At 54.6% G+C, this 9,119-nt stretch carries 16 protein-coding genes and 1 tRNA gene; 16 read left to right on the forward strand and 1 reads right to left on the reverse strand.

Translation table 11 applies throughout. The features are described from left to right. The first annotated feature begins 23 nt into the window (after positions 1–23). The 4 genes from J1W56_RS11410 (at position 24) to J1W56_RS11425 (ending at position 3,093) form a co-directional block, all read left to right on the forward strand. Positions 24–1,277: an SAM-dependent methyltransferase gene (locus J1W56_RS11410; RefSeq protein WP_223613353.1), complete on the forward strand. Its 1,254-nt coding sequence runs from the start codon at positions 24–26 to the stop codon at positions 1,275–1,277. 142 nt (positions 1,278–1,419) lie between these two features. Further along, complete coding sequence (locus J1W56_RS11415) at positions 1,420–2,397, forward strand: GAF domain-containing protein (RefSeq protein ID WP_223613355.1); 978 nt, start codon at positions 1,420–1,422, stop codon at positions 2,395–2,397. Between the two features lie 153 nt (positions 2,398–2,550). Next, a complete protein-coding gene (locus tag J1W56_RS11420; RefSeq protein ID WP_223613356.1) occupies positions 2,551–2,778 on the forward strand; it encodes a hypothetical protein in 228 nt (75 codons plus the stop codon). 225 nt (positions 2,779–3,003) lie between these two features. Next, positions 3,004–3,093: transfer RNA gene (locus tag J1W56_RS11425), tRNA-Ser, on the forward strand. 256 nt (positions 3,094–3,349) lie between these two features. On the opposite strand, the gene J1W56_RS11430 is transcribed toward J1W56_RS11425, so the two are convergent. Then, positions 3,350–3,823, reverse strand: a complete 474-nt coding sequence (locus tag J1W56_RS11430; RefSeq protein ID WP_223613358.1) for an Arc family DNA-binding protein — start codon at positions 3,821–3,823, stop codon at positions 3,350–3,352. Positions 3,824–3,943: 120 nt separating this feature from the next. On the opposite strand from J1W56_RS11430, the gene J1W56_RS11435 reads away from it, so the two are divergent. From J1W56_RS11435 to J1W56_RS11490, 12 genes are all read left to right on the forward strand, one after another. Beyond that, positions 3,944–4,129, forward strand: a complete 186-nt coding sequence (locus J1W56_RS11435; protein WP_223613360.1) for a DNA-binding protein — start codon at positions 3,944–3,946, stop codon at positions 4,127–4,129. Beyond that, on the forward strand, positions 4,126–4,518 hold the full coding sequence (locus tag J1W56_RS11440; RefSeq protein ID WP_223613362.1) for a hypothetical protein: 393 nt from the start codon (positions 4,126–4,128) through the stop codon (positions 4,516–4,518). Before J1W56_RS11435 ends, J1W56_RS11440 begins: the two co-directional genes overlap by 4 nt. Next, positions 4,515–4,823, forward strand: coding sequence for a twin-arginine translocation signal domain-containing protein (locus J1W56_RS11445; protein ID WP_223613364.1), 309 nt, complete (start codon positions 4,515–4,517; stop codon positions 4,821–4,823). Before J1W56_RS11440 ends, J1W56_RS11445 begins: the two co-directional genes overlap by 4 nt. Next, positions 4,820–5,062 (forward strand): hypothetical protein, encoded by a 243-nt coding sequence (locus J1W56_RS11450; protein WP_223613365.1) that lies wholly within the window; start codon positions 4,820–4,822, stop codon positions 5,060–5,062. The genes J1W56_RS11445 and J1W56_RS11450 overlap by 4 nt, the downstream gene beginning before the upstream one ends. A gap of 334 nt (positions 5,063–5,396) precedes the next feature. Then, positions 5,397–5,621 carry a helix-turn-helix domain-containing protein gene (locus J1W56_RS11455; RefSeq protein WP_223613367.1) on the forward strand — a complete coding sequence of 75 codons (225 nt, stop codon included), beginning with the start codon at positions 5,397–5,399 and terminating at the stop codon, positions 5,619–5,621. Further along, the gene (locus J1W56_RS11460) at positions 5,621–6,181 is read left to right on the forward strand and encodes a hypothetical protein (protein ID WP_223613368.1); all 561 of its coding nucleotides are present in this window, start codon (positions 5,621–5,623) and stop codon (positions 6,179–6,181) included. The genes J1W56_RS11455 and J1W56_RS11460 overlap by 1 nt, the downstream gene beginning before the upstream one ends. Before the next feature lie 95 nt (positions 6,182–6,276). Next, on the forward strand, positions 6,277–6,555 hold the full coding sequence (locus J1W56_RS11465; protein ID WP_223613369.1) for a DUF6074 family protein: 279 nt from the start codon (positions 6,277–6,279) through the stop codon (positions 6,553–6,555). Beyond that, the gene (locus J1W56_RS11470) at positions 6,552–6,785 is read left to right on the forward strand and encodes a hypothetical protein (RefSeq protein WP_223613371.1); all 234 of its coding nucleotides are present in this window, start codon (positions 6,552–6,554) and stop codon (positions 6,783–6,785) included. The genes J1W56_RS11465 and J1W56_RS11470 overlap by 4 nt, the downstream gene beginning before the upstream one ends. A gap of 27 nt (positions 6,786–6,812) precedes the next feature. After that, positions 6,813–7,361 (forward strand): hypothetical protein, encoded by a 549-nt coding sequence (locus tag J1W56_RS11475; RefSeq protein ID WP_223613372.1) that lies wholly within the window; start codon positions 6,813–6,815, stop codon positions 7,359–7,361. Beyond that, positions 7,358–7,792: a hypothetical protein gene (locus J1W56_RS11480; RefSeq protein ID WP_223613373.1), complete on the forward strand. Its 435-nt coding sequence runs from the start codon at positions 7,358–7,360 to the stop codon at positions 7,790–7,792. The genes J1W56_RS11475 and J1W56_RS11480 overlap by 4 nt, the downstream gene beginning before the upstream one ends. Continuing rightward, a complete protein-coding gene (locus tag J1W56_RS11485; protein ID WP_223613374.1) occupies positions 7,789–8,247 on the forward strand; it encodes a hypothetical protein in 459 nt (152 codons plus the stop codon). The genes J1W56_RS11480 and J1W56_RS11485 overlap by 4 nt, the downstream gene beginning before the upstream one ends. Beyond that, a complete protein-coding gene (locus J1W56_RS11490) occupies positions 8,244–9,095 on the forward strand; it encodes a ribonuclease H family protein (RefSeq protein WP_223613375.1) in 852 nt (283 codons plus the stop codon). The genes J1W56_RS11485 and J1W56_RS11490 overlap by 4 nt, the downstream gene beginning before the upstream one ends. The last annotated feature ends 24 nt before the right edge of the window (positions 9,096–9,119 follow it).

The raw sequence follows: 9,119 nt of genomic DNA on the forward strand, positions 1-9,119 counted from the left end.
CCTTTCGCCTCAGGAGTGTCTGAATGCCTCTTTCGCCCGTGGACCGGATTCTTCGCTTCGCTTTCTCCCGCATCGTCACCCAGGGTTCATTGACAATCCTGACAGCAAGCGGCGCCCGCCTGATCTTCGGCGACGGCAGCGGCGATCCGGTGATTGTGCGTTTTACCGACAAGCGCGCCCAATGGGCCTTTCTCATGGACGCCGATATGCAGCTGGGCGAGCTGTTCATGGACGAACGCTTTATCGTCGAGCAGGGGACGATCTACGATTTTCTCTGCCTGGTGCTGCGCGAGGCGCAAAATGAAACACATCCGCTGCCGACGCGCGTGATCGATGCTTTACGCGCACGCTTCCGGGGCTTCCGTCATCGCAACCTGCCGGCGCGGTCAAAGCGCAATGTTGCCCATCACTATGATTTGGACGGCCGGTTGTATGGCCTGTTTCTGGATGCCGACCGCCAGTATTCCTGTGCCTATTTCGAACATCCGGAGCAAAGCCTGGAAGATGCGCAGCTGGCCAAGAAACGGCATCTGGCGGCCAAGCTTCTGCTGCGGCCCGACAGCCGGGTACTTGATATCGGCTGCGGCTGGGGCGGATTGGCGCTGCATCTGGCCGCTGAAGCGCCCTCGGGCAACGTGCTGGGCGTCACGCTTTCGGAGGAACAGCTCGAATTTGCCAGAAATCGGCCGGGAACAAAGAGCCAGCCCGATCGGGTCAATTTCGCCCTGCAGGATTACCGCAGCCTGAACGGAACATTTGACCGGATTGTTTCGGTGGGCATGTTCGAACATGTCGGCGTCGCATCCTACGGCCAGTTTTTCCGCAAATGCGCAGAGCTTCTGGACGAAAACGGTGTCATGGTGCTGCATACGATCGGTTGTTCGGCCGTGCCGGGATTCACAACGCCGTGGCTCGACAAGTATATTTTCCCCGGCGGCTACATACCGTCCATGTCCGAGATATTGCCCGAAATCGAAAAAGCCGGATTGATGGTCACGGATATTGAAATTCTGCGCCTGCACTATGCGTCGACATTGGCCGCCTGGCGCGAACGGTTCATGGCCCATTGGCAGGATGCCGCGCAGCTCTATGACGAGCGTTTCTGCCGGATGTGGGAGTTCTATCTCGCGGCGGCGGAGTCGGCGTTCCGCTATGAGGACCTGGTGATTTTCCAGTTCCAGCTCGCAAAGAAAAACGACGTCGTTCCCCTGACACGCAACTACATTCGCGAGCACGAGCAAAGCAAAGCCAAAATCCTGCAGGCGGCGAACGCCTGACGGGGCAGGCAGGGGCAGGCACCGTGTCGTTTGCCCGCATTGTTGCTGGAAAGGTCGTTCTGTAATAGGTGACCGCGTGGGCTTGACCGTGGTCGTCACTCAACAATAGTCTGGACCACACTACTCGGCCTCGGAGGGGACCATGGTAACGCTCCAGAGCGGTTTGCATGCTGAATATATTGAATCAGCGCTTTCGTCGGGCAGCGCTGCTGCACAATCGGCACTCATCGCGTCATGGCGGCGGTCCATGCGTCTCTATGGCCTCAATCCTGTCGAAGGAAAGGGGCCGAACGTGTTGACCGAACATGAGCTCAACCAGGCGCGGGAACGGCTCGGCTCCCTCATCATGACGGCCCAGACCAGTCTCGACCGGCTTTATGCCGCCGTCGGCGGTGCAGGGTGCTGCATACTGCTGGCCGACAAGAACAGTATCCCGGTTGACCGGCGCGGCTGTGTGGCAGACGACGAAGCCTTTTACCGGATGGGTCTGTGGACCGGCGCGGTGTGGAGCGAGGAATCCGAGGGAACCAACGGCATCGGTACGGCCATTGCCGAGCAGCGGGCATTGACCATCCATCGCGACCAGCATTTCCGCAGCAGAAACACGGCTTTATCCTGTACGGTTGCCCCCATCTTCGATCATCGCGGCCGTCTGGCCGCCGTTATCGATGTATCCTCCGCGCGCCACGACCTGACGGACGATTTCGTCAAGCTGATATCGATAGCCGTAACTGATGCGGCCAGGCGCGTGGAGGCGGAAAATTTCCGGCTTGCTTTCCCGAAAGCTCGCATTGTCCTGGCGCCGCCCGGTGACAACTGGATGAGCGAACGGGCTTTGAACGCGCTGATCGCCGTCGACGAGGATGATCTGGTGATCGGTGCATCGCGCTCGGCGCGCCAGCTGCTCGGTCTGACCGACGCCTCGCTCGCCGCTCCGTTGCCGGCGGCTGATCTGTTGGGGCAGCACCAGTCGGCGGCGCGCGATTTTGCCATGGCCGAACGCGGTGCGATTCAAAGGGCGCTGGCCCGGAGCGGCGGCAACGTATCCGCTGCCGCGGCCGATATGGGTATCAGCCGGGCGACCCTGCACCGCAAGCTGAAGCGCCTCGGCCTTTCCTGAACGGCAGTTGATTTTTTTGCCTTGATTTGTCGCAAAACTGCGACAGATCGAGTTTGCACATAAGCGGACGGGGCTGACACACTGTAAATATTGAGTAACTCTTCCCGTAACGCCGCAAGAGCCGGTTCGAAACAGGTGGAGAGAAACAACCAGGTGGATTTGAAACGCTGCCTGACCCGATTCCAGGAATGCCTTGGCATAGTCCTGGAACAAAACCCGATCATCGCAACGGGAACACATATTATTCCGTGTCATGCCGTTTCCGGCGAGAATCTGCAACGCGATGCGGGCTTTCAGGTTTTCCGATCTTTTTCGTTGATGGGTCTGGCGGTGCACGGCGATCCGGCAAATAGCAGAATTTCCCCAAAAGCGAGCTCCTGACCAGGGCTTGCTTCGTCGGTGGCGCTGACCTTCATCCAGCGCCGCCGACGGCCTTTCGCAGCAGCGGGCAAAATCACGTGCACCGATATGCGTTGCAATGAAAGTGCAACACTGCCCGGGAGCCGGTTGACGCGGCAATGCGAATGGCTATAAAGGCCTCCGACCAGCTTGAGTACAGGCAGCGGGATAACCGGCCCGCAGCGATGGAATACCGAGTGCGGTTAAGGAGGGGTGGCCGAGCGGTTTAAGGCACCGGTCTTGAAAACCGGCGTAGGTGAGAGCCTACCGTGGGTTCGAATCCCACCCCCTCCGCCATGAATTTGCTATAAGGTATTGATATTACTTGGTAAAAGCGATTTTATAGTACTTCAATCCCACTTTTAATCCCACATTTATTTGCTCCGAATAGGCGCTATTTGCCTTATCGATGTCTTCGCGGGACTCGACGTTGGCCATACAGCGAAGGTGTCAGCCTCGCCTAAACGTCTTCAGTTGGCGCGTGCCCTTGATGTCGATATAATCATGCACCCAGGCGGTTTTCTCTTCGCCCTTGGCATTCGTCCATGTGCGCTTATGAATTGACATCAATGCCCTTCGGCGCTTCCACCTTCCATCCCTTTTTCCGCATCAATCCAGCCAAGCGTACAAAAGCGGCGTCACGAGTTCTTGTAATAATGTCGATCATGGCCTCGAAGTTGGGTTGATCAATTTCAAGCCTTTCTATGTCTCCATCTAATAATCCTGTGGTTCTAGCCACAATTGTGAGATCGTCGTCGGGGACACCTGCCAAGTAGAGGAATACCAATTCCTCCGTGGCGGCTCTACGTGGGTCTGATGGATCCAGTCCCCATGCTGTCAGCATTCGCCACATTAATCCCTTGGCTGAATGAAGCTGCAAAAAATCTCCACCATAAGCAAAGCTGTCCTCAAGCCGCGCTACAATCTCTGCATTCACTGAACGATTGCTGTCGACTGCGGCCTTGGTAACTCGAGCCTTCATATCTTCGGTCAATCGTAATTTTAATTGCGGGTCTTCTCGGGCCATTTTTTACTCTCCGTATTTCCCTGCCTTATGCACCACCGTGGTCTTGACATCAAGTAACCACGGTGGTTAGGTGATCACCGTGGTTACTATTTTTGGTGGCATGGTTAATAAGGATTTACAATGAACAACAAAAATGACGAGCTTGAACTGGTCTGGGGGTTGGAAGCAATCTCGAAGATCATCGGACGTACTGTGCGCCAGACGCACTACATGCTTTCCACCGGCAAAATACCAGCCAGGCAGATAGGTAACCGCTGGGTAGTCGAACGCGGCGTTCTAATCCGCTTCTTCATGGAGGCAGCATGACCCAGACAAACAAAAGGCCCGGCAGAGGCGGCAACCTCTCCGAGCCACGGTTCTCAACTTCCCCAACAAAGGAAAATCCGATGAACACGGCAAAAGATAACACGGGTGCCGAACACACGACAATAGCCGATGGCCGTATCAGTGCACTCCAAGATTTGGAATACGATTTCCATGCGCTTGTGTGCATGGCCCAGATACTCGATGACAAGCTGGAGGACGTGTTTGACGCTAAGAACTATTTGGGCAGTCACGAATACGGTACCAAAATCCATATCAACAGCCTCGACATGGATATCGTAGCTTTCATGCAGTGCGATGTCCTCACAAAGGCCGAAGCACTCAAAGCCAAGTTCATGGCGGCCCTCTATCCGGTCGAGGTGCAGCCATGAGCGCCGAACACCGCATCGCACCTTCTCATGTCTCACGACGTCACTTTCTGCAATTCGCTCCGTTGGCAACGGCAGCGGTTGCAGTGCCGATTGTTACACTCACCATGGCGCCAGAAACGAGTGAACCGGATATTCGGGACTTTCTGGCTAAGGCAACACCCGCTGAACTGGCCTGGTATCACGCCTATCAGTTGGCCGAAGCCATGCAGGCCATTCACGGCGGTGAGTGGAAGGTGATGCTCAATCACAACTCAAAGATAGCCGCCATTGCCCAGTTCCGGAACGATGGAGGCGATCAATCATGAAATCGTTTGGAACAGCACCCATGATCACAGACGCGCAGATCGACGCCGTCTATGATGTGCTTGAGACCCTAGCCATTTCCAGTGTTGTTTTGGCGGATGGAAGGGTGACGGACAGCACAGCCGGCTCCATCGCTTGGCTGCTTGGCAGCATGCAAGACAAGCTCCGCGAAACCATCACCATATTGGAAGAAGTACAGCGCCAACACCGGGATTCTCTGAATGGGATGGTGGGGCCATGAGGTTATTCCATTCCTGGAAATTGTTCGCGCTATTTAAAGGGTCTCATTTCTTGGGGCAGCTATCGAGAACGAAAAAGGAACAAATATTTTCGAGATTGGTGGGGTTAGCTGGGTATATGCACGTTCATGGACTTGCGGTCGATGCCGACATATGGGAAAATATTCTTGTTCATGGGGCAACTACGACAACCGCGCCCAGAGGGTTTATGGGTTCTTCCTCTGCAAACTGACTAGAGCGCAGCCGCATCGCCATATCGGGATTGGGTTTCTGACCCCGCCGAGAATGTAATCCTTTTTTCGTAATTGAAGTCAAACAACGCTCGGAGTCCGTCTCATGGATACCAAGATAGCATTCACTATTGATGACTTTTGCGATGCCTATGGCATCGGTCGTTCCTACGCATATCAGCAGATAAAATCTGGCAATATTCGCACAAAGAAAGCCGGCAAGCGGACACTCATTCTCCGCACAGATGCTGATGACTGGCTCAATGCACTTCCTGATGGGCAGGAAATTGGCGAGGCGCGCCTTGCAGAAATCAACCGGAGCAGCTTCTGATGAGGCTGAACGTCAAAACCCATGCCAGCAAGACCTACAGCATGGTCCAGAAAAACACGAAACCGCCCAAGGACCAGGGCGGGTGGATGGCTGTCACCAAGGACATCCTGGAGTCGTCCTCATATCGCTCGCTTAGTGCCAACGCTCATAAAGCGCTCGATCGTCTTCGGGTCGAACACATTTCTCATATGCGCTCAGAGAATGGTAATCTCATCGTCTTGCATGAGCAGTTTTACGATTATGGCGTTACCGCAGAATACGTGGCGGACGCTCTCGATGAACTTGCCTACAAAGGCCTCATTAAAATGAGGAAGGGCCGGGCAGGGAATGGAACGGCTCATCCGACGATATTTACCCTGACATTCGACGGCACGCGTGATGGTCTGCCGGCTACGAATGATTGGAAGAAAATCACAGAAGAACAGACCGAACGTTGGTCCAAAGTTGAACGCAAGCGCAAGATGGAAGAGCGCGCTGCTTTGGGTAGAAAAAGAAAATCCTCGCTACGGGATTCCGAAATTCGCCCGCTACGGGATTCCGAAATGCGTAAGGCTTCGTGAGGAGTTGCTATGACAATTATCTCAATGAAATCAACTGTCCAGCCTATTTCGGGATTCCGTAGTGCTCTATATAGTTTGGTAGGGAGTGCTGGCGCATGAGCATCCAGCCCGAACGCTGCCAACTAATTGTCTTCCCCCTGGTGAACCGTGTGGGGAAGGTACGCGATGTCGCTTTCAAGATGCTGGACAAAGCGACTGATCGACACGCTGATTTTTATCGTCACCAAGTCACGGAAGCACTGCTTCGCCACCTAGACAGAATGGGGATTGGCAAGGTGGAGCAAGACGAACAGATCGGTGCGTTTTGGGCCAAGGTTCAAGACGAGATGAACCGCCTTTCCTATCACTTCAATCGCCCAGGAGGTGCAGCATGACCACTCTGCCTGAAGATATCCGCAAAACAGCCCACCAACTCGGGACGAGTTACCACCAAAAATCGCTGGGTGAGGATCTAACGACTGCCATTGGCAAAGCGCTGCTAACTGAACGTCTACGTTGCTGGGGCATCACAAAAACGATGTCAAAATATCAGGAAATTGAACCGGGCCGTCAACGCGCTTCGACCTTTGAAGACGCCGCTCGAGAAATCATGGAACGAAAGTAATCTCCAATCTGAAAGGGATATCGCAACATGTCCACTGAACTCATGACCCGATCTGATCGGGAAACCCTTATCAAGATAGCGCGTCAGCGCGAACGCCTTGCCAAAACTGAGGCCAAGAGCCGGGGCGCACAGCTTACTGCCGATTTCGAGAAGCAGCTTGATCAGCGCTACCATTATGACCAAAACGACGTGTGGTCAGAGGCTTTCCGCGTAACGAAGGACGCTATGGAGAAGGCCAAGAAGGCAATCCAAGAAGAGTGCGAGCGGTTGGGTATTCCGGCTCAATTCGCGCCAAGCATTTCGTTGGGTTGGTCGGACCGCGGACGCAACGCGCTGAAGGAAGAGCGTGTGGAGATGCGACGTGTTGCGATGAAACAGATTGCAGCAATAGAGCAAAACGCGCGCAGCTCGATTGAACGGCAGTCAGTTTCCACTCAAGAGCAGATCATGGTTGGCGGGCTGACGAGCGATCAGGCCAAACTGTTCTTGGATGAGATGCCGACCGCCGAAACACTGATGCCTGCCCTTACGCTTGACGGTGTTGAGGCTCTCCTGATCGAGGAGAAAAAGTCATGACCACGCTTATCGACATGAAGCCAGGGCAATACGCCTTGGCTTTCCAACCACAGTTTTTCGATGACAGAAAGAGCTTGGTAGAGAACGTCGAAATGCTGCGGTATCGCGGGAGTGGATGGGAATGGGCTGTGAATGAGCTGTTCACTATCCGTGTGATTGGAAAGGTGATGCCCAAGACATATGGCGGCATCGACATTTCATCCAAGCAGGCAACAATTCGATTGTATCGCGATGCCGTTGTGGCCGTTTCTGACAGCGAAACTGAATTGGCCGCTCTTCGTGACAGGCTGATTGCCATTGGTGAACAGGCTGACACCAAGATCGAAGAAGAGACAGCGCGGAGGATGGCGCCGTTTATCCGCAAGGCCCGCTCCGAAGCTGTATCTGAGATACGCAAGACGTTGCCGCATATCTTTGGGAGGGCGTCATGACGAACGTCGTTGAATTTGTCCCTCGGGCCCGTAACTTCGGTCTCGTAGAAAATCGATGCGCCGAGGTCGCAGAATGGCTGAACCTATTCCATCGGGACGCGGAGAAAACCCGTCTGAAGATCGAAAGAGCCAAGACGGTTGGCAAGGTGGTTGAATATTATACTGCTTGGCTAGGGAGATATTTCCGCGCCCATGTGCCCCCGACATCGCTCGTCTGGGTATTGGAAGACGTCGTGCCTTCCGACCGTCGTAAGGATTACAGCAACCTCGTTGATGCAATGGGGCAGATGACAGCATGTGCGAAAAAATCGTCCGTTTGGGTGCAGTTGCCGAACCATCAGAAAGTGCAGACTGCCGCAGTTCGCAATCTCTTGGCGTTTAAGCGGGCGACTGATGCGAGCCTTGTGTTCCTTTGGAACGTCGCAGGACACGCCAGTAAGGGAGCAACATCATGAGTTATGAATGGCCAGAATCCCTTTACCCACTGCGCGCCTGGCTGAAATCGCAGGGCTTGGACGACACGGCGTTCAAAACGGAACGGCAGGCAGCTTTCTTTGCACAACAACTCGCCGGCACGCGATTCAAGTTTCCACCCGATCGCTCCGCGTCGATGTTCAAGACGATGCAGGACATTCAAGCGGTCCTGCCTGCCGCAAAGTCGCGCTCTGATGCGGATCAGGTAATTCAGCAAGCGCGATCCAGAAAATCGGAAAGGAGTGGCAAATCTGCATCAGAACCCAAATCGCACCACGCCTTTGACATGGATTCGGTATCAAAGGGTTTAGTGATCTTTTGCGACGGTGCTTGTGAACCCAATCCTGGTCTTGGTGGTTGGGGTTTCGCCGTCTATCGCGATGGTGTCGAGGTTGATGCCGGCTATGGCGGCGCGCATGCCGTGACCAACAACATAATGGAAATGACTGCGGCCTTAATGGCGCTGCGCTGGTTTGAATCGGAAGGCGTCACAGAGCCGGTGCGTCTGCTCTGTGACAGTCAGTATGTGGTGAAAGGCTGCAACGAATGGCGCCATAACTGGAAAAAGAAGGGCTGGAAACGGAAAGGCGAGAATGCCGCGCCAGAAAAGCAAGCTCTGAAAAATGTTGATCTGTGGATGGAACTGGATGTGGCGCTGACCGTCGTTCCAATTACACTGGAGTGGGTCAAAGGGCATATCGGAACAATTGGCAATGAGCGCGCCGATGAGCTGGCCGAGATGGGGCGGGCCGCACTCAAACCGAGGACGTCAACTGACCTCATTGAGGAGCAGCTACGACACAGCATCGAGAAGGGGCCAGCCGAGTGAGAACACGAGGCATCAACGTTCATC

The sequence above is a fragment of the Phyllobacterium calauticae genome, assembly GCF_019991125.1.
GTDB classification, from domain to species: Bacteria; Pseudomonadota; Alphaproteobacteria; order Rhizobiales; family Rhizobiaceae; genus Phyllobacterium; species Phyllobacterium calauticae.

What these genes read in the sequence shown, in the direction of transcription:
- J1W56_RS11410 (WP_223613353.1), top strand. Translation starts at nt 24, where the DNA reads ATGCCTCTTTCGCCCGTGGACCGGATTCTTCGCTTCGCTTTCTCCCGC.
- J1W56_RS11415 (WP_223613355.1), top strand. Translation starts at nt 1,420, where the DNA reads ATGGTAACGCTCCAGAGCGGTTTGCATGCTGAATATATTGAATCAGCG.
- J1W56_RS11430 (WP_223613358.1), bottom strand. Translation starts at nt 3,823, where the DNA reads ATGGCCCGAGAAGACCCGCAATTAAAATTACGATTGACCGAAGATATG.
- J1W56_RS11435 (WP_223613360.1), top strand. Translation starts at nt 3,944, where the DNA reads ATGAACAACAAAAATGACGAGCTTGAACTGGTCTGGGGGTTGGAAGCA.
- J1W56_RS11440 (WP_223613362.1), top strand. Translation starts at nt 4,126, where the DNA reads ATGACCCAGACAAACAAAAGGCCCGGCAGAGGCGGCAACCTCTCCGAG.
- J1W56_RS11445 (WP_223613364.1), top strand. Translation starts at nt 4,515, where the DNA reads ATGAGCGCCGAACACCGCATCGCACCTTCTCATGTCTCACGACGTCAC.
- J1W56_RS11450 (WP_223613365.1), top strand. Translation starts at nt 4,820, where the DNA reads ATGAAATCGTTTGGAACAGCACCCATGATCACAGACGCGCAGATCGAC.
- J1W56_RS11455 (WP_223613367.1), top strand. Translation starts at nt 5,397, where the DNA reads ATGGATACCAAGATAGCATTCACTATTGATGACTTTTGCGATGCCTAT.
- J1W56_RS11460 (WP_223613368.1), top strand. Translation starts at nt 5,621, where the DNA reads ATGAGGCTGAACGTCAAAACCCATGCCAGCAAGACCTACAGCATGGTC.
- J1W56_RS11465 (WP_223613369.1), top strand. Translation starts at nt 6,277, where the DNA reads ATGAGCATCCAGCCCGAACGCTGCCAACTAATTGTCTTCCCCCTGGTG.
- J1W56_RS11470 (WP_223613371.1), top strand. Translation starts at nt 6,552, where the DNA reads ATGACCACTCTGCCTGAAGATATCCGCAAAACAGCCCACCAACTCGGG.
- J1W56_RS11475 (WP_223613372.1), top strand. Translation starts at nt 6,813, where the DNA reads ATGTCCACTGAACTCATGACCCGATCTGATCGGGAAACCCTTATCAAG.
- J1W56_RS11480 (WP_223613373.1), top strand. Translation starts at nt 7,358, where the DNA reads ATGACCACGCTTATCGACATGAAGCCAGGGCAATACGCCTTGGCTTTC.
- J1W56_RS11485 (WP_223613374.1), top strand. Translation starts at nt 7,789, where the DNA reads ATGACGAACGTCGTTGAATTTGTCCCTCGGGCCCGTAACTTCGGTCTC.
- J1W56_RS11490 (WP_223613375.1), top strand. Translation starts at nt 8,244, where the DNA reads ATGAGTTATGAATGGCCAGAATCCCTTTACCCACTGCGCGCCTGGCTG.